Source organism: Rossellomorea sp. NPDC071047 (genome assembly GCF_050270195.1).
Lineage (GTDB): Bacteria > Bacillota > Bacilli > Bacillales > Bacillaceae_B > Rossellomorea.
Genome location: NZ_JBNNJT010000002.1, coordinates 331,849 through 354,492 on the forward strand (window position 1 = coordinate 331,849; position 22,644 = coordinate 354,492).

General features: G+C 45.0%; 21 protein-coding genes. 19 read left to right on the plus strand and 2 right to left on the minus strand.

Annotated features, from left to right (window positions below):
* Nucleotides 1-13 precede the first annotated feature (13 nt).
* Nucleotides 14-661, minus strand: a complete 648-nt coding sequence (locus tag ACQKFO_RS09445; RefSeq protein ID WP_427598256.1) for a GntR family transcriptional regulator — start codon at nt 659-661, stop codon at nt 14-16.
* Nucleotides 662-823: 162 nt separating this feature from the next.
* On the opposite strand from ACQKFO_RS09445, the gene ACQKFO_RS09450 reads away from it, so the two are divergent.
* From ACQKFO_RS09450 to ACQKFO_RS09480, 7 genes are all read left to right on the plus strand, one after another.
* Nucleotides 824-2,026 carry a CaiB/BaiF CoA transferase family protein gene (locus ACQKFO_RS09450; RefSeq protein ID WP_427598258.1) on the plus strand — a complete coding sequence of 401 codons (1,203 nt, stop codon included), beginning with the start codon at nt 824-826 and terminating at the stop codon, nt 2,024-2,026.
* Nucleotides 2,027-2,037: 11 nt separating this feature from the next.
* The gene (leuC, locus tag ACQKFO_RS09455; protein WP_427598260.1) at nt 2,038-3,462 is read left to right on the plus strand and encodes a 3-isopropylmalate dehydratase large subunit; all 1,425 of its coding nucleotides are present in this window, start codon (nt 2,038-2,040) and stop codon (nt 3,460-3,462) included.
* Nucleotides 3,462-4,067 (plus strand): 3-isopropylmalate dehydratase small subunit, encoded by a 606-nt coding sequence (gene leuD, locus ACQKFO_RS09460; protein WP_427598887.1) that lies wholly within the window; start codon nt 3,462-3,464, stop codon nt 4,065-4,067. The genes leuC and leuD overlap by 1 nt, the downstream gene beginning before the upstream one ends.
* Before the next feature lie 35 nt (nt 4,068-4,102).
* Nucleotides 4,103-4,354, plus strand: a complete 252-nt coding sequence (locus ACQKFO_RS09465; protein WP_427598262.1) for a hypothetical protein — start codon at nt 4,103-4,105, stop codon at nt 4,352-4,354.
* A gap of 3 nt (nt 4,355-4,357) precedes the next feature.
* Nucleotides 4,358-5,863, plus strand: coding sequence for a sodium:solute symporter family protein (locus ACQKFO_RS09470; protein WP_427598264.1), 1,506 nt, complete (start codon nt 4,358-4,360; stop codon nt 5,861-5,863).
* Nucleotides 5,864-5,924: 61 nt separating this feature from the next.
* Nucleotides 5,925-7,112, plus strand: coding sequence for an MFS transporter (locus ACQKFO_RS09475; RefSeq protein WP_427598266.1), 1,188 nt, complete (start codon nt 5,925-5,927; stop codon nt 7,110-7,112).
* Nucleotides 7,113-7,146: 34 nt separating this feature from the next.
* Entirely contained in the window at nt 7,147-7,743 is a 597-nt protein-coding gene (locus tag ACQKFO_RS09480) for a flavin reductase family protein (RefSeq protein WP_427598268.1), read from the plus strand.
* Between the two features lie 298 nt (nt 7,744-8,041).
* Here ACQKFO_RS09480 and ACQKFO_RS09485 read toward each other — a convergent pair whose 3' ends face one another.
* Nucleotides 8,042-8,302: a hypothetical protein gene (locus ACQKFO_RS09485; RefSeq protein ID WP_427598270.1), complete on the minus strand. Its 261-nt coding sequence runs from the start codon at nt 8,300-8,302 to the stop codon at nt 8,042-8,044.
* Nucleotides 8,303-8,519: 217 nt separating this feature from the next.
* Here ACQKFO_RS09485 and ACQKFO_RS09490 point away from each other — a divergent pair, with 217 nt between their 5' ends.
* The 12 genes from ACQKFO_RS09490 to ACQKFO_RS09545 all read left to right on the plus strand — a co-directional run bounded on the left by ACQKFO_RS09490 (nt 8,520) and on the right by ACQKFO_RS09545 (nt 22,590).
* Nucleotides 8,520-8,903 carry a hypothetical protein gene (locus ACQKFO_RS09490; protein WP_427598272.1) on the plus strand — a complete coding sequence of 128 codons (384 nt, stop codon included), beginning with the start codon at nt 8,520-8,522 and terminating at the stop codon, nt 8,901-8,903.
* A gap of 26 nt (nt 8,904-8,929) precedes the next feature.
* Nucleotides 8,930-10,018, plus strand: a complete 1,089-nt coding sequence (locus ACQKFO_RS09495) for a sensor histidine kinase (RefSeq protein ID WP_427598274.1) — start codon at nt 8,930-8,932, stop codon at nt 10,016-10,018.
* Between the two features lie 10 nt (nt 10,019-10,028).
* Nucleotides 10,029-10,649 (plus strand): response regulator transcription factor, encoded by a 621-nt coding sequence (locus ACQKFO_RS09500; RefSeq protein WP_427598276.1) that lies wholly within the window; start codon nt 10,029-10,031, stop codon nt 10,647-10,649.
* Between the two features lie 229 nt (nt 10,650-10,878).
* Entirely contained in the window at nt 10,879-12,666 is a 1,788-nt protein-coding gene (locus ACQKFO_RS09505) for a sensor histidine kinase (protein WP_427598278.1), read from the plus strand.
* Nucleotides 12,641-14,233: a response regulator transcription factor gene (locus ACQKFO_RS09510; protein ID WP_427598280.1), complete on the plus strand. Its 1,593-nt coding sequence runs from the start codon at nt 12,641-12,643 to the stop codon at nt 14,231-14,233. Before ACQKFO_RS09505 ends, ACQKFO_RS09510 begins: the two co-directional genes overlap by 26 nt.
* Entirely contained in the window at nt 14,230-15,567 is a 1,338-nt protein-coding gene (locus tag ACQKFO_RS09515) for an ABC transporter substrate-binding protein (RefSeq protein WP_427598282.1), read from the plus strand. The genes ACQKFO_RS09510 and ACQKFO_RS09515 overlap by 4 nt, the downstream gene beginning before the upstream one ends.
* A 189-nt stretch (nt 15,568-15,756) precedes the next feature.
* Nucleotides 15,757-16,722 carry an ABC transporter permease gene (locus tag ACQKFO_RS09520; RefSeq protein WP_397540980.1) on the plus strand — a complete coding sequence of 322 codons (966 nt, stop codon included), beginning with the start codon at nt 15,757-15,759 and terminating at the stop codon, nt 16,720-16,722.
* Between the two features lie 15 nt (nt 16,723-16,737).
* On the plus strand, nt 16,738-17,616 hold the full coding sequence (locus ACQKFO_RS09525; RefSeq protein WP_148967672.1) for a carbohydrate ABC transporter permease: 879 nt from the start codon (nt 16,738-16,740) through the stop codon (nt 17,614-17,616).
* A gap of 30 nt (nt 17,617-17,646) precedes the next feature.
* Nucleotides 17,647-19,260, plus strand: coding sequence for an ABC transporter substrate-binding protein (locus ACQKFO_RS09530; RefSeq protein WP_427598285.1), 1,614 nt, complete (start codon nt 17,647-17,649; stop codon nt 19,258-19,260).
* Between the two features lie 65 nt (nt 19,261-19,325).
* Nucleotides 19,326-20,831 carry a glycoside hydrolase family 32 protein gene (locus tag ACQKFO_RS09535; protein ID WP_427598287.1) on the plus strand — a complete coding sequence of 502 codons (1,506 nt, stop codon included), beginning with the start codon at nt 19,326-19,328 and terminating at the stop codon, nt 20,829-20,831.
* A 4-nt stretch (nt 20,832-20,835) separates the two neighbouring features.
* The gene (locus tag ACQKFO_RS09540) at nt 20,836-21,786 is read left to right on the plus strand and encodes a carbohydrate kinase family protein (RefSeq protein WP_427598289.1); all 951 of its coding nucleotides are present in this window, start codon (nt 20,836-20,838) and stop codon (nt 21,784-21,786) included.
* Between the two features lie 609 nt (nt 21,787-22,395).
* Nucleotides 22,396-22,590 carry a hypothetical protein gene (locus ACQKFO_RS09545; RefSeq protein ID WP_427598291.1) on the plus strand — a complete coding sequence of 65 codons (195 nt, stop codon included), beginning with the start codon at nt 22,396-22,398 and terminating at the stop codon, nt 22,588-22,590.
* The last annotated feature ends 54 nt before the right edge of the window (nt 22,591-22,644 follow it).

Below are 22,644 nucleotides of genomic sequence, written 5' to 3' on the forward strand. Positions count from 1 at the left end.
TTCCTCCTATTAATCAACTATTTTTAATATCTTCCAAATGCTTTAACACATGATCACGACCTTGATAAATATGCTCATGCATAGCGATTTTCGCCCGCTCTGGTTCCTTGTTCCTGATGGCTTGCAGAATCGTTTTGTGGACTTCCAATGATTGTTTAAGCTGGTAGTCGTTATACCAATAAAATGATCTGTACACAATGGGGACCACGACGACTTTCGATAAATGGAAATGGATATGAGCATTATTCGCTGCTTGGATGATCACTTCGTGGAATCGTTGATTGACGGCCACAATTTCTTTAATGCTATCCATATCTGACTGCACATGATCATCGATGACTTGTTCATAAACAATGTTCGCTGCTTCCATCTGCTCAATGTCTGCCTCGGTCCTGTAGATGGCTGCTTGACTTGCTGCATACCCCTCCAGAATGGTACGTAGATCGTAAATTTGCCGGATATCTTCCGTTGTGAAATTCCTTACTCCGACTCCCCGTTTCAACGGTACGACCAGACCATCTGCTTCCAGATGCTTAATGGCCTCCCGGATGGGGGTTCTACTCAAGTTCAGTTTCTTAGCGAGGAATTCTTCCCCTAATCTCATGCCAGGTTCGAATTTCCCGTCGATAATAGCCCCTTTGATGTACTCGTATGCATCCATAACAACACCTCACGTCAATTGTATACAAACTATAAACAAAATACAATATTTTTCCTTTGTAAGCGATTTATTTAAGGTTTTTTAAATATATTATTGACTTATTGTATACAAGAGTTTAAATTTGTATACAAGATTAAGAAAATTCAAACAGGAGGGATGGAATTGACAGAACATACGCTACCCTTAGAGGGTTTACGAGTCATAGAGCTTGGAACATTGCTGGCAGGACCTTTCAGTGGACGGCTGCTTGCTGACTTTGGCGCTGAAGTCATCAAAGTGGAACCACCAGGGAAAGCCGATCCGATGAGGAATTGGGGGAAATCGAAAGATGGAATCGGTCTCTGGTGGCCGATCCAGTCCAGGAATAAAAAATCGGTGACCCTGAATCTGCGAGAAGAAAAGGGTCAGAATCTGCTGAAGGAGCTTGTTAAACAGGCAGACATCGTCATTGAGAATTTCAGGCCGGGAACGATGGAAAAATGGAATCTTTCATATGAAATCTTATCTGAAATCAATCCTAAATTGATCATGGTCAGAACGTCCGGATTCGGACAGACCGGCCCTTACAAGGACCGGGCAGGGTTCGGAAGTGTCGGGGAAGCAATGGGAGGTTTGCGGAATGTAACAGGTTTCAAAGACCGACCGCCATCTAGAATCGGGGTCTCTGTCGGGGATACGCTTACGGCTCTGTTTGCCACCATCGGATGTCTCGTGGCGGTCCATGAAAGAACGAAATCAGGAAAGGGCCAGGTGGTCGATACGGCTCTCTATGAATCTGTCTTTTCCATAATGGAAAGCTTGATTCCTGATTACTTGCTGGCAGGTTATATCCGGGAGAGGATGGGGAATATTTTGCCGGGTGTTGCTCCGTCTAATATTTATTTCACCTTGGATAAGACCTATATCGTCATTGGAGCCAATGCCGATGGAGTGTTTAAACGTTTATGCGAGGCGATGGGTCAACCTGAATTGAGTGAGGATCCGAGGTTTGCAACGCATCATGCCCGAGGGGAGAACATGAAGCTCCTGGATTCATTCATCGAGGAATGGACCAAGTCCTTCAATGCAAAGGATGCCCTTCAGATCTTGGAAGAGAAAGGGGTGCCATCCGGCTTGATCTACACAGCCAAGGAAATATTGGAGGACCCTCACTATAAAGAAAGAGAAATGATCATCAATGTGGAGCACCCGGAGCTTGGTAAATTTCCGATGCCGGGCGTTGTGCCGAAATTGAGCCGTACTCCAGGGAAAGTGAAGGAAGCGGGTGCAGAACGGATGGGTAAGCATAATGAAGAGATTTATATTCAGTTATTAGGCCTAGAGGAAGAACAATTAAGAGAGTTAGAGAATGAGAATATTGTATAGGAGGGAGAAGGGTGGCAAAAACGTTATATGAAAAGATTTGGGAAAAGCATGTCGTTCGGGAAGAGCGGGGGTTGCCTTACCTTTTGTACATCGACTTCCATTTAGTGAATGAAGTGACTTCTCCCCAAGCCTTCGAAGGATTGAGGCTGAAGAACCGGTCTGTACGGAGACCGGATTTAACACTTGCAACGATGGACCATGCGATACCGACGAAGAATCGCTCCGCCCCTTTTCAAGACGAAATGGCGAAAAAACAGGTAGATGCTTTAGCTAATAATTGCAAGCAATTTGGGATTGAGCTTTTCGATTTACAAAGCAAATTCCAAGGGATTGTTCATATCATCGCTCCGGAGCTTGGGTTGACCCAGCCTGGTCAAACGATTGTATGTGGTGATAGTCATACGTCCACTCACGGAGCCTTTGGGGCGTTGGCATTTGGGATTGGAACAAGTGAGGTCGAACATGTACTGGCTACTCAGACGTTAAAGCAGTATAAATCAAAAACTCTCGAAATAAATGTAAGCGGTTCCCTGCCGGATGGAGCGACGGCCAAAGACCTTATTCTCACCATTATAGGGAAATTCGGTCACGATTTCGCCACTGGGTATGTGATTGAATACCGCGGAGAGGCGATCCGGAGTCTATCGATGGAAGAACGAATGACGGTTTGCAATATGTCCATTGAAATGGGAGGGAGAGCAGGACTCATCCAACCGGATCAAACAACATTTGATTATCTAAAAGGAAAGAAATATACCCCAATGGATGGTGAGTGGGAGGAAGCTCTTACAGAATGGAAGGATCTTTATACAGATCCCGATGCTGTTTTTGATTTATCAATCGAAGTGAACGCTTCTGAGGTCGTCCCCCAGGTGACATGGGGGACCACTCCCGGTCAGGTTATCGGAATCAATAGTCTCATTCCTACGCTGGACCAGCTGCCTGAAGAGCAGCGGAAATCTTCAGAGAGGGCCATGAAGTATATGGGGGTGACACCAGGGACACCTGTGAATAGGATTCCAATTGATAAAGTGTTTATCGGTTCGTGTACGAATAGTCGGATAGAAGACCTCCGAAGAGCTGCCCGCATTGTTAAGGGATATAAGGTAGCTGATTCTGTGACAGCTTTGGTCGTTCCAGGATCTCAACAGGTGAAACTCCAGGCTGAAATGGAGGGGCTTGATTCCATCTTTATTCAGGCCGGATTTCAATGGCGTGAATCAGGCTGCAGCATGTGTCTTGGAATGAACGACGATATTGTTCTGCCAGGTGAACGATGCGCCTCTACGTCTAACCGGAATTTTGAAGGAAGGCAGGGGAGGAATGCCAGGACTCATTTAGTGAGCCCGGAAATGGCCGCCGCTGCTGCCATCATGGGACACTTTACTGATGTGAGAAAGTGGGAACCACGGTCTAAAGAGGAGGTGAAGCCATGATGAAAGCCTTCACTGAATTGACAGGAAAGGTTGCCCCTTTGGATGCAATCAATGTGGATACAGATGCCATCATTCCAAAGCAGTTCCTCAAACGAATAGAGCGAACAGGATTTGGAGAATTTCTTTTTTATGATTGGCGGTTTGAAAACGGTAAAGAAGTTAAGGGGTTTGTTCTGAATCAGGAGATGTATCGGGATGCCCCAATTTTATTAACACGTAAGAATTTTGGCTGTGGATCTTCAAGGGAACATGCTCCTTGGGCCCTTGCCGATTTTGGCATACAAGTGATCATTGCTCCTTCCTTTGCAGACATCTTCTATAATAATGCGTTTAAAAATGGGTTATTGCCGATTGTATTGAATGAAAGGGAGGTCGATGATCTCTTTCGAAACGCGGAGAAAAGCCCCGGTTACAAGATGACCGTTGACTTGGTTAATCAAACCATTTCAGATGACATCGGCTTTGATGCTCATTTCCCTGTTGAATCATATCGCAAGGAATTACTTCGAAAGGGACTGGATGAGATCGATTCTACTTTGGCACATCGAGACATCATTGACTCCTTTGAAAGAAATCACATCATCCATTATCGACTGAAATCTTAGTATGGCAAAGTTGAAAAAGTGATAGGAGGAAAATCATGAAACAGAACCAAATCAAGGAACCGATCCGGAAGGTATGGATCTGGATCGGTTTAATATTGCTTGTTCTTGCGATTGTCCCTTGGTATTTTCCATCTAGTGCAGTTGAACCCTTTATTCTTGGATTTCCGTTATGGGCATTTATTTCTACTGTTTTTTCAATCGCACTATGCGGTTACCTGAGCTGGTTGTGTGTAAGTCAATGGAACATTGTTGAGGATGAAGAAGAGCAGATAAAAAGGGGAGAGTAGAATATGAATCTAACTTTTGCAGGGGTGGATGGTATTGTCATCCTGTCGGCATTTGCCATTATCATGCTGGCCATTGGGTATTTCTCTGGAAGAGGAGATAAAGACTTACATCAAAGTTTGTCCGGGTATTACTTAGCTGGGAGAAATTTAGGGTTTATTGCTTTATTCTTCACCCTATATGCCACTCAGTATAGCGGGAATACGATTGTAGGCTATGCTCCGTCTGCCTACCGAACAGGATTTTCCTGGCTTCAGTCCATTTCATTCATGACCATCATCATCGGTATTTACCTCTTATTCGCACCTAGGCTATATGTCATCGCTAAACGAAAGAACTTCGTCACACCGACAGATTGGATTCAGCACCGCTTTAATTCGAAGGCAGTAACTCTTCTCAGCATATTTCTAATGCTTTGGGGATTGGGTAACTATTTATTGGAGCAACTGGTAGCCATCGGGCAGGCTGTATCAGGAATGACAGGGGGAACGGTTCCTTATCAGATTGCGGTACTTGTATTTATATTCGTCATGCTTGCGTATGAGTGGATGGGAGGCATGAAAGCAGTTGCTTTCACGGATGTCATGCAAGGGTTGATCCTGATGGTGGGGATCATTGTGTTCCTGATTGGGGGATTATATCTAGTTGGAGGGAACTTTGGAGATGTGACTCGCTACATCAATGAGATGGAACCTGTCAAAACCGCGGTTCCTCCTATGGATGTGTCTATAAACTGGTTCAGTATGCTGATACTTGTCGGGTTAGGTGCCAGTATTTATCCCCATGCGGTTCAGAGGATTTATTCTGCTCAGAGTGAGAAGACGTTGAAGAAGTCCTTTTCACGTATGGCCTGGATGCCTCCTATCACGACCGGGTTAGTATTCGTCATCGGTATCATTGGAATCATGCTTTATCCAGGGCTTGATACAGGAGGTTCCGAACAGATCGTGGGACTTATGGCTAACGACATTGCGGCGATTAATCCGTTCTTCTATTGGGTGATGATCATTTTCTTCGGCGGGATTGTCGCAGCCATTGTTTCTACTGCCGATTCCGTATTACTAAGCTTCTCTTCCATGCTTTCAAATGATGTGTATGGAAAGTTCATCAATCCGGGTGCAACAGAGCATAAAAAAGTGATGGTTGGTAAAGTCGGAGGCATCATCGCTGTATTCCTTCTGCTATGGATCGCTTGGAATCCGCCAGGGACGTTATATGAAATCTTTGTCTTGAAATTTGAATTATTGGTTCAAGTATTTCCAGCGTTTGTCCTCGGACTTTACTGGAAACGTTTGGAGAAACGATCTGTATTCTGGGGGATGTTGATCGGAGCCATTCTTGCTGGACTTTTAACATTCACTGGACATAAAACAGTGTATGGTATCCATGGGGGCGTCATTGGACTATCTTTGAACTTCCTGATTTGTGTGGCGGGATCTCTTCTCGTTCCCGTTTCTAAAAAACGTATGGTTGTTGAGGATGAGCCCCTGTCATTAAATGTGAAAGCCTAAATGACCTATGAATACATCTCAGCAACAAATGAATAGGACCGTCTTACAGGAACCTTGGAAGATGCTTGCCTGTCTACTCCTTGCCCAATTATTGGTGGCTTTCATTGGGAGAAGTGTGGGGCCGTTGGGTGTCTTGATAGGAGAAGATTTAGAGTTAAGTAAATCTCAAATTGGCATGCTGCCTGCCGCCCTCTTTTTGGGACAGGCAATTGCTTCCATTCCAGTCGGATTTGTCGTCGATCAAACCGGATCGAAAACCTTACTACTACTTATTTCGTTATGCGTAGGCAGCAGCTTCATCCTCATGACATTTTCCCATCAATTTGGGTTTGTCCTCTTCCTTGTCGTCATCGGTGGACTGGGGTACGGGGCGATGCATCCTGTCACGAACAGGGGGATCATCCACTGGTTCCAACGGACTCAACGTGGATTTGCCATGGGGATTAAGCAAACTGGCATCACCACAGGCTCAGCTCTCGCAGGACTGGTCCTCCTCCCTTTGGCGGCCATGTACGGGTGGAGGCAAGTGGTCGCGGCTGCATGTCTTTTATTGATCATGGGCGGAGTCGTCTCCTATACTTTTTATCATGATTCGATTAAGGAAACCAATCAAGATAAGAAGAACCTAGCTTCTTTTTATGGATCCATGAAGCATATGGTGAGAAATAAACCATTGATGCTCGTCAGCATAAGTGCGATGGGATTGAGTGGCTCCCAGCTATGCTTGGTTACCTATATTGTCATCTATTGCTATGAATACTTAGACATTTCCCTCTTTTTGTCAGGTGTACTTCTAGTCATTTCAGAAATATGCGGATCGATAGGCAGAATCGTTTGGGGAATCATCAGTGACCGGTTATTTAAAGGGAAACGTGTCATCATCCTGATGATAATTTCGGGAATAGCCGGGGTAACAAGCATGATCCTGGCATTCTTGCCGCCATCTACTACATTTGGGGTGATGATACCGATCACGATGGTGTTTGGGTTTGCGATATCCGGTTTCAATGCGATCTGGATGAATGTGGCCAGTGAGGTTGTGGACACTACATTCTCCGGACTCTCCAGTGGGTTTAGTATCACTCTTGGCTCATTAGGCGTGATCACATTACCACCGCTCTTTGGTTTTATAGTCGATTTCTTCGGAAGTTTTACAGCTGGATGGATCATGATTGTAGGCGTAATGATTCTTGTGTTTATGCTATTACTCTTATTATTGTTAGAAATCAAAACAAGAGCGGCATATTAGTAGTAATAGTTGCATATGAAAGGAGAAGAGAATAGTGGAATTCAATCCTTCGGAGTTAGAGGAAAAACAAGTCTATAAATTACTAAGTGGCTCGGTCGTCCCGAGGCCTATTGCATGGGTATCTACCATATCAGAATCGAGTGAATTAAATCTCGCACCATTCAGCTTTTTTTCAGTGGCGTCCAGAAACCCGCCAATGCTCTCGATTTCCATCGGACCTGGTGTTGGTGAGAGAGAAGGAACTGAAAAAGATACGTTAGTCAATATCCGAGGACAAAAAGAGTTCGTCATCAATGTCGTACCTGCATTTCTTGGAAACGAAATGCAAAAAAGCGCAGAAAACCTTCCGAGCAGCGTCAACGAGTTTGCAGCAGCAGGCGTTACACCCATTGACAGCGTCATCGTCCAACCAAAACGAGTAAAAGAAGCGCCGATCCAAATGGAATGCAAGCTCGAACAAATCCTTGAACTTGGAAGTGATCACTTAGTTATTGGTAGAATGTTGCGCTATCATATAGATGAAGATTACTATTTAGGAAACTACAAAATCAATTTAGATCGACTTCAACCACTTGGAAGGCTTGCGGGGAATTATAGTGAGATGAGTTCGTTTTTTCATCTGCCAAGGTGAGGGGTTTGGGGATGGGTATCTATGTAAATGATCGGAATTTGACCCTCCATACGTATAATGAGGAAAAAACATTTGAACCGGTATTATGCCCTTCTTCAGCAGTGGGTTGAGCGGATGGGTGAAGAGTTGTGAAATAAGAAACGGTACCTGGCCAACTAGAAGGTCAGGTACCGTTTTGTAGTTTAATGGAAAGTCTAAAAAAGAAAAAGCGAAGATATGAAATGTGGATCATGTTGGGAGGGAATAGAAGAGTAGGTAAAAGGCAATCGTCATTCTATTTTTTATCGAGAAATGACGATTAACCTTCAGCTCGATTCTCAAGGGTGAAAACCCGTTTGTCAATATCTGTTAATCTTGTGTTCAGATAATCAAAGTCCGTTTCAGAACGTTGGTTGCCTACTTTTAACAAAGCAATGACATCTTCTGTTTGTGATGTTTCAATTCTATTGACCGTTTCCTTTATCTCTTTTAAATCACTTCCGAATTCCTTCAGGTTACGGTCGAATTCCTTCATATTCTGTTGAATATCGGATAACATGTTCACGATTTGCTTGTCCATTTATCTCACCTCCTTCCTACCATTATAGTTGAAATGAATCAATGATACTACCCTGAAATTATGTGGACTGGCAGCACGAGGGGACATAGACGGAAGCAGGAGAACCGTCCCCGCGCTTCCGCCCACGCTTCCAAACAAATGATATTCATCACTATTTCCACCTATTCCCGCATGCCACGATTTAAGCAGATTTTAGTTTATGAGAGTAGGTGCATGTATGAAGAATGGTTTAAAGGTTGGGTTTATGGTGGGGGCGATTTCCGGCGTGGCAGCGATCGTTGTGTATTACTTGCTATGCTTTGTGTTAGACGTTACATTTGAAAAGATAACACCCGGATCGATCCTCTTTATGACGATTGTCGTGAATTTGATCGGGGCTTTGATTTATACGAAATTAAAGGAACAAACGATGAGTCCTCGATGGATATATGCCTTCATCACGATTGGGGTGGCACTGGCCCTTTCCCTATTTGATTGGGCTTTTCCTGCAGAGCCTGGCATAGCAGGTGTAGCCAATACGTTACATGGATTTGTGGCTACTCTTTCCATAGCATGGCTTCCGGGCTGGATGGACAGGACGGTCAGAAGAACAAAATCTTGAGATTTGTAGAGGGAGGGTGATTACGGATGCCGACAATCGCAAAGTTTCCTTGGTCAAGGCTGCTCATCATTCCTTCTTTCTATATGCTGCTCCTGCCTTTTGGAGATAAGTGGTATGGGTATGTTCTTTTTCTATTGCTTGCCCTTGCCTTTTGGAGAAGCACCTCACACGTAAAATATCGTGAACTAGGCATAGTAATGCAGCATATGTGTGTGATGCTATTAATACTCTTGTTTAACCCGTGGAATATCTGGTTCGGTCTATACCCTGCTATTGTGACTGGGTTCCTTCCTTCGTTTACACGGATCACGGTCTATACTGGATCGATGGTCGCCTTTTATATCGCTTCCGTATGGGTTCATGTTGAATTTGAATTTGGAACACAGGATTTGTCCTGGATCCCAATCCTCATCCTTCTCATCGGTTTACCGTATTTCCTCCGTAACCAACAGATATCGAATCAAATGAAAACAGAGCTTCTGGGGGCAAATGAAGAAATTGCCCGACTGATCAAAATAGAGGAAAGAGAACGGATTGCCAGGGATCTTCACGATACGCTCGGTCATACATTGTCCCTTTTAACGTTGAAAGGTGAACTGGTGGAACAGCTTGTACGGCGAAATCCTGATGAAGCGATCCAGGAGGTACGCGAGCTTCAACACATTTCCAGAAATACGTTGATACAAGTCCGGAAATTGGTCAGTGATATGCAGTCTGTCAAACTAACAGAAGAAGTGGTTCAGGCATCGCAATTCCTTCAATCAGCAGGTATAGAGGTACATCTGAATTCGCTGGATTTGGAGAAAATACCCCTCGTGAATGGTAAGATACTCGGTTTGTGCCTTCGGGAATGTGTGACCAATATTGTGAAGCACAGTCAAGCTGCAAACTGCTGGATGACCATTTATGAAAATAGTGGTTCGTTCATCCTGGAGATTGAAGATGATGGAGTAGGCGTGGAGGGTGTGAATAGAACCCATGAGGGAAGCGGTTTGATGGGTATGAAAGAGCGCCTCCGTATGATTGAAGGCACGTTGCATTGGAGATCCAATGCCGGCCGGGGGATGAACATAACCATCACTGTGCCGAAAATCGAAAAACCATTTAGTGAATAGAGGTGTAACCATGAGAATCATAATTGCAGAAGATCAAGGTATGGTGAGAGGCGCTATCGGAAAGCTATTATCCTTAGAACCTGATATAGAACTGGTGGCTGAAGCTGAAAATGGGGAAGAAGCCTTGCAACTCATAAGAGAGAAGTCACCCGACATTGCCATCGTAGATATTGAAATGCCCATCGTGAGCGGTCTTGAAGCAGCGGAAACATTGAAAGAAGAAGGGCACCCTTGTCGCATTGTGATTGTGACCACCTTTGCACGAAGTGGTTACTTGCAACGAGCAATCCAGGCAGGGGTGTACGGCTACCTCCTGAAAGATTCCCCCGTTTCCCAATTGGCTGTGAATTTACGAACCATCCAAACTGGTCAAAAAGTATTCAGTCCCCAACTCTCCCATTCTATGTTCGAAGAAATGAATCCGCTTACGAAAAGGGAACAAGACATCCTACGCCATCTCGAGGAAGGATATTCCGTAGGCGAAATGAGTAAACTCTTATATCTTTCTCCTCCCACCATACGAAATTATATCTCTGAAATCATCCAAAAAGTCGAGGCGAAAAATCGTCTGGATGCCGTGATGATTGCGAGGATGAAGGGGTGGATTGGTTCTGGGTCGGGGAATAGGTAGCTTAATTAAAAATGACACCTTGTATATTGTTGCCTGGCTCCCCACAGCAGGGTAAAGCTTTATCGGGGACAGGCAACGTTTTTCATTCTTCCTGGGATGCTTTCTCATATTCCCGCCTCTCCATATCTTTCTGTCTTTTTACCCCACCCATTCTATGGTAAATTTAGTAGAATAGTAGTTTCACTTTTCAAACAATAGAATCCTATTCTGCATCAACCATGGAGGCACTATGTTTTTCTCACTTCGCAACCGATTATTTATGATTTTCACCTTGCTACTGACCTTTCCTTTTCTCGTGCTGTCGATTCTGATTCCCAACTGGTTTACGTCCATCATGGAGGAACGTACGACGAGTTCGACGATTGAAATGATGGAGCAGTATTCGCTGTATATTGATTCGATCACGTCACAGGCAGAGGATTTAGGAAAGCAGGTACTGGTGAACCCTACGACTCAGGAATGGATCAAGTCAGAGGAGGATGAAAGGGAGGCAACAGATGCTGAACGTCTTTTGATGAAGAACCAGTTAAAGGCGGAATTATCTTCGATGATGATCAACAATTCCAAGTCGATGTCCGTATCGGTTTACCTCAATGATGGGACTGGGACCGCCGGTAATCTTCCTCCTCTGGAGAAAACCATTTGGTTCGATGATTTCTATAAAGACGACCAGCGCTGGCTTCGGTCTCATAATGATCTAATAGCGGATCAGGTGAACAGTTACCTTCTGCCTCTCTTTGATATCAATACACTGGATTTATCCGGGGTGATCAAGGTGAACTTTCCATCTTCCCTTCTTGAGAATGCCTTAAGCAAGATAAAGCTGGGTGAGAACGGGAGAGTCTATCTCCTGGACAGCCTCGGAAGAAATGTTCTGACGGGCAGCATCGATACACCGGAGAATGTAGTAAAGGAAAGCTTAAAGACCATTAAGACGGAGCCTGAAAGCTCAGGATTGATAGAGGTCCCTTTCGAGAAAGAAGAGTATATGATTTTCTATCAGAAGGCAAAGGTAGGGGAATGGGTGCTTGTAAGTGAAATTACCAAGTCCGAACTGTTCTCTCAGATTAATGAGCTTCAGAGGAATCTCCTTTTGACGAGTGGATGGATATTCTTATTGACGATCATGGCGTCTTATCTCTTTTCTTCTACTATTGTAAAGCCTTTGGGGAAGTTGACCGGTGCCATGAAGCTTGTTGAAAAGGGAGAATTTAAGAAAGCGAAGCAATTGATTCCTTCCATTAAGACAGCAAATGATGAGATCGGCTATGTGGTGGATGTGTTCGGCCAGACGACCAACCGCCTCGACACCCTGATTGAAACGGAATATGAAGCCAATATCCGCAGACGGGATGCGGAATACAAGGCGCTGCTCCTGCAAATCAATCCCCATTTCTTCAATAATACACTGGAAACCATCGGCGGTCTCGCAGCTCAAGGGAAGAACAAAGAGGTGATCGATGTCACAATCCATTTAGGGAGGATCATGGGATATTCCCTCAATACAGAATCGGACATGGTGACCCTCGGGGAAGAAATGACCTATATACGGAGGTTTATGGAAATTCTGAAGCTGCGATATGAAGAGGCTCTCTCTATTTCCATTGAGGAAGATCCTGAAGCTTCTACGCTTCCAATCATTAAGTTTGTCATTCAGCCACTTGTGGAGAATTCTGTGAAATATAGCTTCATAGAGAAGACGGAGGCCGTTCTTCGAATTTCGACGAGGAAAGTGGATGACTGGGTGGAGATTGTGATTGAGGATAATGGAATCGGGATCCCTCAGTCTATTGTGGAAGAGTTGGAGCGTGACATGGGGCGTCATGAATCCAGCCAAGTACTCGAAAGCAAAGGGCGAAGCATCGGACTAAAAAATGTCCTGGGGCGTTTAAATCTGTATTACGGAGAAAATTTCACCTATCATATTTCATCAAAAGAGTATCAAGGTACAACCATTGTCTTACGCATAAAAAGTGGAGAGGGGGATCTTCATGCTGAAGGTGATTCTGGTCGATGATGAAATTCAAATCCGAAGAGGGTTGAAGTGGAAAGTGGACTGGGAAGAAGAAGGCTTTGTTATTGCCGGCGAAGCCTCCAATGGCAAGGAAGCGTTACAGGTCATTGAAGAGGTGATGCCTGATGTTGTCCTGACAGATGTCAGGATGCCGGTCTTGGATGGGATGCAGCTTGTGAAAGCGTTATCGGCTAAGCACCCGGAAATCAAGGTGATCGTCCTGTCGGGATACGCAGATTTCGAGTATGTACGTTCCTCTTTGGTCGAAGGAGTGAAGGATTATCTTCTTAAACCCGTCGATCCCGAGGAATTGACGGCTGCCCTCAGGAAAAGTAAGGGCGAGATTGAAACGGAGAAGCAGAGAAGGATGGAAACGGTCAGAATGAATCAATTCCACGCCGAGGAAATGAGGGAGCAGTACCTGCTTCATTTGGTGAAGGATGAATGGGCCGGGATGAATATTTCCGGGGAGAGACTGAGTCAGCTGAAGCTTGATGTGCTGGTAGGTGAGGACACGGCCGTCCAGTTCATCACCGTAGAGATTCGAAGTAGTGACCCCGAACAGGTGAGGGATTTGTTTCTGCCCTTCAAGATGTTGTGCCGGGAATTATCCTATGAGCATGAAGGAATCATGTCCTTCTACGACACGAGCTATCAGAATATGATTCATTTCTTATGTCTACAAAACTCGGGAGGGAATTCAATCCATACTTTTGTTCAGGAACTGCAACGGAATGTCAGCAGCTACCTGAATGTTGAAACGGTCATTGGGGTGGGGAAAGTAGTCATGGGTTTATCTCAATTAAAGAACGGATACATATCCTCCCTTCTCTCCTGGAGTCAAAGTTCCGCTGATGCCACGTCCCAATTCATTGACGGGACAACGAGTAAACAGACGGTGGAATTCGCTGACGATGTGGAATGGAAGTTGTCAAACAGTATGGAGCAGGGAGATTATGAGACATTCAAGAAACATCTACTGACTACCCTTGCTGAATGCGACCGGCAATCGGTGATGTCTTATTCCTTTGCAGCTAGCCGGGTGCTCTTTATGCTTGGATCCATGGCAAGGAAATATGATCTGTATACCGATGATTTAGAGAAGAAGATGTGGAATTGTCAATTGGGTATATGGGAACTGACTTCCCGGTACCGGGTTAAAGGAGAGCTGCTGGACCTGGCAAGAATGATTGCAGATAAGGTGAGTGAATCCCGCCAATCCTCTAATGGAATTGCCATCGTGGAAAATGTGAGGCGGTATATGGACAAGCATTACACCAATGAAATTTCACTCTCCTCCCTTGCTGATCAATTCCATATCAACTCGGCCTATTTATCGGAGATGTTCAAAGAACTGGTAGGACAGAATTTCAGTGATTATCTCGTCAACCTCCGAATGGACAAAGCCCGTACCCTGTTGATGGATGAACAGTTAAAGATCATCGAGATTGCCCATCTTGTCGGCTATTCCAATTCCGGGTATTTCAGCACTGTATTCAAGAAGCGATTTGGGTTAAAGCCACTTGATTACAGGAAATCCATGACAGTGGATAAGGGGGAGGCACGATGAAGTATAAGTTAACTGCCATCTATGTACTGGCGGCGCTACTCATGTTGACAGCAGGGATCTACAGCATCTTCGCTTTTACCTCATTCCAGGAAACTAGCAGAGATAAGGACAGAGAAATGCTGGATGAACAAGCCCAGATCCAACTGACATTCTGGAGAAACAAAGGGACGGACCTTGAGAATCAGGCGTATGAAGAGCTGGTGGCTGACTTTAATAAAGAGCATCCTACGATCGAAGTGAAGATGATTCCTATACCATATGGGGATTATGAGTTGAAGCTAAGAACCGAAATGGCAGCGGGTGACCCACCTGATATTTTGACGATCGATACGCCGACTCTTGCCCTTTATGCAAGTGCGGATGGTCTTCTGTCATTGGATGATTATATGAGACAAGATGGTCATATTGAGGATCTCGCAACCCCTACGTTGAAGGGGATCACATACGAGGATGAAATCTATTTATCACCGATTGCAGAATCAAGTGTGGCTCTCTTTTATAACATCCATTTGTTTGAAAAAGCAGGGGTTCCCCTCCCTTCCAAAAATCCACATGACCCGCTGACTTGGGATGAGGTTCTCGAGGCTGCTAAGAAAATCTCTGCTTTAGCACCTGACATCACGGGAATAGACCCTGCCCAGGGATTTCCGGACGGTGAGTCGCCATCCTACTTCAAGATGCCTATCCTTTGGCAATTTGGCGGAGATGTATTGGATCAGGACAATAAGACAGCGAGTGGATACTTAAACTCTCCTGCTTCCCTGAGAGCCCTGCAGTTTTATCAGGATCTCTATCAGAAACACCGGGTAGCCAAGGTCGAACTCCCCGAGGAAGCATTGGAGACCGATAAGCTCGGAATGACGGTCCTCGGTTCCTGGATGGTGGAGAGTCTCAGTATGATGAACCCTGATTTCCGGCTGGGTGAGGATTTCGGGATTACCGCCCTGCCGAAAGGGAGCGAACAGGCGGTTCCAAACGGAGGCTGGTCCCTCGGGATTTCGTCTGAAACGGACTATCCCGATGAGGCATGGGAGTTTATCCAGTATGTCACCAGCTTTGAAGGAGCAAAGAAATATGTGGAGATCACCGGGGATGTTCCGGCGCGTTATTCTGTTGCAGAAGCCTTTCCCGAGTTCAATGAGTATCCGAAGAATATTTTCGTGGAACAGGCACAGAAGTACTCAAGGAATCGACCGATCACCCCAGCCTATCCTGTCGTGAGCGAGGCAGTCAAAACGTTATTTGAAGACGTGGGTATCGGGGGAAAAGATGTCAAAACGTCGGCAGATGAAGCGGTAAGAACGATTAATGAAGAACTGAATGATTTGGAATAAAACCTTTGGCAGCTGCCAGAGGTTTTTTTATGTGCAGTAAACTTCCAAAAAATTTAAACTGTTTCATCCGAAAATAGTAAACGTTTTCATTCTGGGATTCTAGTAAAGTGAACTCAACAGACATCCTCACCTAAATGGGCAGGGTCATTGTTTCTGAACAAAGTGATTTATATAAAGGGGGTCAAAAGATTGCAAGAACTTGCCAAGGCAGATACACCAGTCATAACGGAAACAAAGAAAAATTCGAAACTCAAAACCAAGCTCCATTATATGAAGAAAAACTATATTCTCTATTTGTTTCTTGCACCTGCCATCATTCTTACGATCATTTTCAAGTATGTTCCCATGTATGGGGCATCCATTGCATTTAAGGATTTCAGTCCCATCAGGGGGATCAATGGAAGTGAATGGGTGGGGTTCAAGCACTTTACGGACTTTTTATCGTCTCCGAATTTCATGGATATCCTGGTCAATACTCTGAAATTAAGTTCCTTCGAGCTTCTGATCGGGTTTCCGATCCCTATCATACTTGCACTGATGCTGAATCAGCTTAGAAAAGCAGGGGTGAAGAAGAATATTCAACTCATCCTTTATGCACCACACTTTATCTCAGTCGTCGTCATCTCCGGGATGATCTTTCTCTTCCTATCACCTACGGGACCGATTAATGCGATGCTGTCGGTTTTTACGGATAAGCCGATTTCATTCATGTCTGATCCCGATGCCTTCAGAAGCATCTATATCTGGTCAGGAGTTTGGCAGGGCGCGGGGTGGGCATCGATCATTTATGTGGCGGCACTCGCCAATGTGGATCCCCAGCTTCACGATGCAGCAACCGTAGATGGGGCGTCCCTGCTGCAACGCATCCGGCATATCGATCTTCCGACGCTGAAGCCTGTCATGGCGGTCCTGTTCATCCTGGCTGCAGGAGGCATCATGGCGATTGGATTTGAGAAAGCCTATCTGTTACAGACGTCTATGAACCTTCCAACCTCGGAAATCATTTCTACCTATGTATACAAGCGAGGGCTGCAGGCAGGTGACTATTCATTCGCCACGGCAGTGGGATTGTTCAATGCCGTCATCAATGTCATCTTATTGGTTTTCGTAAACCGTGTGGTCAAGAAATTAAACGAAGGCGAAGGTCTTTTATAGAAAGGGGGAAACGAGATGTACCAATACACCAGGAGTGATAAACTCATTCTTTTCATTAACAAAATCCTGCTTGGGGGAATCGTTATAATCGTTCTGTTCCCTTTGATATACGTTCTACTATCGTCGGTTCTTGAGCCGAATGTTCTGGTGAAAAAAGGATTCCTCATCAGCGGTTCGGATTGGACTCTCGAGGGATATAAACGGATCTTCGAGGACGGTACGATCGTCAAAGGATTCATTAACTCGATTCTATATTCTGTCGGATTCACGCTCATCACCGTGAGTGTCTGCATCTTTGCCGGCTATTCCCTCTCGGCTGAAGGGCTTGTCGGACGAAAGTTCATCATGGTGTTCTTTCTCATCACGATGTTCTTCAACGGAGGGTTGATTCCGACGTATATGGTGGTGAAGGACCTAGGGATGCTGAACACGATTTGGGCGATCATCCTTCCCAATGCCATCAATGTTTGGTTCATTATCCTTGCAAGAACGTACTTCAAATCGATTCCGAATGAGTTGAAGGAAGCAGCAAGGATCGACGGGGCATCGGAGTTCAAAATCTTCTTGAACATCGTGTTTCCGTTGTCAAAGCCGATCATCTTTGTCATCGCACTCTATGCGTTCATCGCACAATGGAATTCATATTTCGATGCGATGATCTACCTTGAAGACCGGGATTTGTACCCGTTACAGCTCGTCCTGCGATCGATCCTCATCCAGAATGAGGTACAGCCGGGAATGATCGCGGATCAGCAGGCGGCTGCGGAACTCCAAAGAATTTCAGAGATGATCAAGTATTCATCCATCGTATTAGCAAGCTTGCCGCTGATCATTATGTATCCATTCTTCCAGAAATACTTTGAAAAAGGTGTTATGGTGGGATCTTTAAAATAATTTATATTTTTTAACAATGGGGGTTTAACAATGGGGAAAAAGACGAAGACAATGTCGGCATTTCTGATGTCAGGTATGCTGCTTGCAGCCGGGTGCAGCAACAACAGTGAAAGTGCTTCTTCTGAGAATTATGAACTGGAAAATGTGAAGTTTCCGTTAGAGGAACAGGTGACGCTTAAGATGATGACATCCAGCTCACCACTTGCTCCGGATGATCCAAATGAAAAGCTGATCTTCAAAAGGCTCCAGGAAGAAACGGGAGTGAAGATCGACTGGACCAATTATACAGCGGGTGAAACCTTCAATGAAAAGCGGAATCTGGCTGTCGCGAGCGGCGAGCTTCCAGACGCGATCATGAATGCGGGATACAGTGACTATGAGCTATTGAAGCTTGCGAAGGATGGAGCGATCGTTCCTGTAGAGGATCTGATTGATGAACATATGCCTAATCTGAAAAAGGTGTTGGAAGATGCGCCTGAATATCGCTCGATGATGACGGCACCGGATGGACATATTTATTCCTTCCCTTGGATTGAAGAGCTTGGTTCAGGGAAGGAAAGCATCCACTCCGTCGATGACTTCCCATGGATCAACGTCGAATGGCTGAATAAACTCGGGCTTAAGATGCCGAAAACAACCGATGAACTTAAAGAAGTCCTGAAAGCATTCAAGACGCAGGATCCGAACGGGAACGGTGAGGCAGATGAAATCCCGATGTCCTTCATCATCAACCATGGAGGGGAAGATGTGTCCTTCTTGTTCGGTTCATTCGGACTCGGTGAGAACTGGGATCACACGGTCGTCACAAATGACGGTGAAGTGAAGCTGACCGCAGCCGACGAAGGGTATAAGGATGCCATCAATTATTTGAATGACTTATATAAAGAAGATTTGATTGACGTAGAAGCTTTTGAACAGGATTGGAACACCTACCTGTCGAAAGGGAAAGAAGGACGTTACGGCATGTACTTCACATGGGATAAAGCCAATATTACGGGTATGAACGATCAATACGACCTCATGCCGGCCCTTGAAGGCCCTGATGGAACGAAGAATGTGACGAGAACGAACGGTATGGGATTTGACCGGAACAAAATGGTCATCACGAGTGCGAACGAGAACCTTGAACTGACGGCGAAGTGGATCGATCAATTCTATAACCCGCTTCAATCGGTTCAAAATAACTGGGGAACATATGGGGATGACAAACAGCAAAACATCTTCGAAATGGATAGTGCCAGCAATTCATTAAAGCACCTTCCATTAGAAGGAACGGCTCCTGTTGAGCTAAGGGAAAAGACATCCGTCGGCGGTCCACTGGCAATCTTGGACGAATACTACGGAACCGTGACGACGAAACCGGATGATGCTGCCTGGAGACTGGGGCTCATGAAGGATGTCATGGTACCGGATATGAAGGCGGAAAACATCTATCCAAAAGTATTCTTCTCTCTTGAGGAGTTAGATAAGCTTTCGAAGATCGAGACCGATTTGCTTGCTTATGTGAAGCGTAAAAAGGCGGAATGGATCACCAATGGGAAAGCCGATGAAGAATGGGCGGATTACTTGAAAGAACTCGATCGCCTCGGGTTACAGGAGTGGCTGAAAATAAAGCAGGATGGATATGACCGTAACCAATCATAATTACATTCAGGCTGTACCTTGCTCAGGCAATCGTGCAGCCTTTAAGAATGCAAAGGAGAATTCTTATGACAAATCATTTTCAAGAAAAAATGAGCCTTTATTCAGAAACCTATCGTCCGCAATTTCATTTTTCCCCGAAGGAAAAGTGGCTGAATGACCCGAATGGGATGATCTATTTCGAAGGGGAATATCATCTCTTCTTTCAATATCATCCACAAGGGACCACGTGGGGACCGATGCACTGGGGGCATGCGGTTAGCCGTGATTTGATCCATTGGGAGGAGCTGCCGATCGCTCTTTATCCTGACGAACACGGTGCTATTTTCTCTGGAAGCGCCGTGGTGGATTGGAAGAATACATCGGGTTTCTTTGACAAGGGGAAAGGCGGGCTGGTCGCCATTTATACAAGTGCGGACACCTATCCCGACTCCAATCGTCCAAGGCAAAGACAAAGCCTTGCCTATAGCCAAGATCATGGCAGGACGTGGGAGAAATACGAGGGAAATCCTGTCCTGGCAGATGAAAGCATTACCGATTACCGGGATCCCAAAGTATTTTGGCATGCGGAATCTGAACGTTGGGTCATGGTGCTTGCGACAGGTCAAACGATTACCATATATACGTCCCCTAACTTGATCGACTGGGAGTTTGCCAGTGAATTCGGTCAGGACGAAGGCTCCCATTCCGGAGTATGGGAATGCCCGGATCTGTTTCCACTCATGGTCGACGGAAATCCCGACCATGTGAAATGGGTGATGCTGGTAAGCATCGGTGACAATCCCGATTTCGAGGAAGGTTCAAGGACCCAGTACTTTGTTGGGGACTTTGACGGCAAGACGTTTATCAACCATCATAATGCAGACACCATCCTCTGGCTTGATCACGGAAGGGACAATTATGCCGGAGTGAGCTGGTCCGATATCCCTGAAAAGGATGGAAGACGAATCTATCTTGGATGGATGAACAACTGGAGATATGCAAACCAGGTTCCGACTGAAACGTGGAGAGGAGCCATGACGCTACCTCGAGAATTGACATTGATTTCTACTGCAGATGGTGTTCAGCTTTTACAGAAACCTGTATCCGAGTTGAATAGAATCAGAAAAGAATCAAAGGTCACTAAAGCGATAGAGTTAACGGAAGAGGCATACTTAATGGATGTGAATCATGAATTAGTGGAAGTGAATCTGGCTGTAACGTTGAAAGAGGCAGAGGGGTTCAGTCTGACTATCCATCATTCATCTGATGAGAAAACGAGTATTCGGTACAATCGAATCACCCACATGTTATCGATCGACAGGACTCAGTCAGGAGAACACGAGTTTTCGGATTCATTTCCGGGAATTTCCGAATGTCCTGTGTCATTAATGGACGATACGCTCAGCCTTCAGTTATTCCTGGACTCGTCTTCCTTAGAAGTATTCGCACAGGGGGGACGGGGAGCTTTAACCAACCTGATCTTCCCACAGGGAACGAATCACACCCTTTCCCTCACTGCCATTGGAAGGGGTGCCAAGGTTGAAGAGCTCTCGGTTACCGAGCTTTCCTCTATCTGGGGAAAGGAAGGATGAGAGCATGAATGACCCTTCGATTTTATGCATCGGTGAACTGCTCATCGATTTCTTTTGTACCGATATCAATACAGACCTGGCTCAAGGACAACGTTTTTCCAAGCAAGCAGGAGGCGCTCCTGCCAATGTGTGTGCCACCATTACCACACTTGGGGGGCGAGCCAGATTCCTGAGCAAAGTAGGAAATGACCCGTTCGGCCATTTCCTGAAACAGACCATGAAAGATCTTACCATCAATGATTCTTCCATCCTTCTTGATGAACATCATCCTACAACTCTGGCATTTGTATCATTGAAAGAAGATGGGGAAAGAGATTTCGTGTTTAATCGAGGGGCGGATGCCCATCTGAACAAGGAAGACCTGCATCAAAGCAGCTGGAGGGAATCTTCAATCATTCACTTCGGATCGGCTACCGCCCTACTGGATGATCCCTTTAAATCCGCGTACGTATCCTTCATCCAAACGGTCAAAGAAGCAGGGAAATTCGTCTCCTTTGACCCGAACTTCCGAAGCGATTTATGGAAAGGGAGAGAGAGAGACTTCATTGAGGTGGCAGAGCAGTGCATCAGTCAAGCAGACTTCGTCAAAGTAAGCGAAGAGGAATGTAAGATCATTTCTGGATTCGCGCATCTATCAGATGGAGTCGAACGTTTTCATAGACTGGGAGCCCATACGATAGCCGTCACCCTTGGGAAGGATGGAACATTGGTTTCAAATGGAGAAGAATCGTGTATCGTCCCAAGCATTCCCGTTAATTCCATTGATTCAACGGGTGCAGGCGATGCATTCGTTGGGGCGACACTGCATCAACTCAATCACTATCAAGACCCGAAAGCCCCCCTGAAGGATTTCAAAGAACTAAAGAACGTCATTTCAACCAGCAATCGCGTGGGGGCCACTGTTTGTACAAAAATAGGGGCGATCAGCGCGATTAGGGAATTAGAGGGAAATTAGAGGGACGGACCTCTAAATGGTGATAGTTATACATTAGCGTACTGATTGGTGTCTGATGACCAGCGTGGTAAAGCTTTAGCATGTTGGGTGTCAGGCACCGTTTTTTGTTGTTTTGTCTTGACTTAACAGGAAACATGAGAACCGTCCCTGTGCATCTCACTTTTTATTCGGTGTCGAACCTTAAAAAAAATTAATGTTCGGGATTTTTACGGAATTCTCGAATCCTGTATGGTAAGTTATTATTTGGTAATACAGAAGCTCTATTCTAGGAAGAAAGTATATTATCGATTTTTTTACTAATGACAACGATCCTTTATAGTACCAAATACATTACAGCAGCCATCGCAGGTGCCGATGGTGGTACATGGGGTGAGAAAGATTTTGTGCAATATTTATCCTATACACCAAGTATTTTTAATGTTTTCATTTTCTTTACAATGTTAATAGGTATTATTTATTTTGCATGGGGATTTTTGATAGTAAAAAAGAGATGAATTAACCTAGATGTGAAGAGCAGGTTATTTTTGCTCTTCTTTTTATTATCATCTTTAATGATAACTGAATAGTGCCTGCTCCCGATCACGGTAATTATTTGAAAGGATGATGATGATGAAACAAAAAGAGAAACTGTACTTCGTCGGATACTTTCTCGTATTCCCGCTCATATTCATCACTAGCTTCTTGTTATGGGTATTTGTAATAAAAGGAAATGAGCTATGGACTGTGATGACAGATGCGTTATCGATTATAGGAATCTATTATATCCTTACGAGTATTATCTTTGGTTTTGTTATGAGGAAATAATGAAGATAAAAAGGTCTTTGGCATGACATATGCAATGATCAATAGTTTCTCAAG

Excerpts from the sequence above, each read along its gene's own strand:
- ACQKFO_RS09445 (WP_427598256.1), bottom strand. The coding sequence starts at position 661 with ATGGATGCATACGAGTACATCAAAGGGGCTATTATCGACGGGAAATTC.
- leuD (WP_427598887.1), top strand. The coding sequence starts at position 3,462 with ATGAAAGCCTTCACTGAATTGACAGGAAAGGTTGCCCCTTTGGATGCA.
- ACQKFO_RS09465 (WP_427598262.1), top strand. The coding sequence starts at position 4,103 with ATGAAACAGAACCAAATCAAGGAACCGATCCGGAAGGTATGGATCTGG.
- ACQKFO_RS09470 (WP_427598264.1), top strand. The coding sequence starts at position 4,358 with ATGAATCTAACTTTTGCAGGGGTGGATGGTATTGTCATCCTGTCGGCA.
- ACQKFO_RS09475 (WP_427598266.1), top strand. The coding sequence starts at position 5,925 with ATGCTTGCCTGTCTACTCCTTGCCCAATTATTGGTGGCTTTCATTGGG.
- ACQKFO_RS09485 (WP_427598270.1), bottom strand. The coding sequence starts at position 8,302 with ATGGACAAGCAAATCGTGAACATGTTATCCGATATTCAACAGAATATG.
- ACQKFO_RS09490 (WP_427598272.1), top strand. The coding sequence starts at position 8,520 with ATGAAGAATGGTTTAAAGGTTGGGTTTATGGTGGGGGCGATTTCCGGC.
- ACQKFO_RS09495 (WP_427598274.1), top strand. The coding sequence starts at position 8,930 with ATGCCGACAATCGCAAAGTTTCCTTGGTCAAGGCTGCTCATCATTCCT.
- ACQKFO_RS09500 (WP_427598276.1), top strand. The coding sequence starts at position 10,029 with ATGAGAATCATAATTGCAGAAGATCAAGGTATGGTGAGAGGCGCTATC.
- ACQKFO_RS09505 (WP_427598278.1), top strand. The coding sequence starts at position 10,879 with ATGTTTTTCTCACTTCGCAACCGATTATTTATGATTTTCACCTTGCTA.
- ACQKFO_RS09510 (WP_427598280.1), top strand. The coding sequence starts at position 12,641 with ATGCTGAAGGTGATTCTGGTCGATGATGAAATTCAAATCCGAAGAGGG.
- ACQKFO_RS09515 (WP_427598282.1), top strand. The coding sequence starts at position 14,230 with ATGAAGTATAAGTTAACTGCCATCTATGTACTGGCGGCGCTACTCATG.
- ACQKFO_RS09525 (WP_148967672.1), top strand. The coding sequence starts at position 16,738 with ATGTACCAATACACCAGGAGTGATAAACTCATTCTTTTCATTAACAAA.
- ACQKFO_RS09530 (WP_427598285.1), top strand. The coding sequence starts at position 17,647 with ATGGGGAAAAAGACGAAGACAATGTCGGCATTTCTGATGTCAGGTATG.
- ACQKFO_RS09535 (WP_427598287.1), top strand. The coding sequence starts at position 19,326 with ATGACAAATCATTTTCAAGAAAAAATGAGCCTTTATTCAGAAACCTAT.
- ACQKFO_RS09540 (WP_427598289.1), top strand. The coding sequence starts at position 20,836 with ATGAATGACCCTTCGATTTTATGCATCGGTGAACTGCTCATCGATTTC.
- ACQKFO_RS09545 (WP_427598291.1), top strand. The coding sequence starts at position 22,396 with ATGAAACAAAAAGAGAAACTGTACTTCGTCGGATACTTTCTCGTATTC.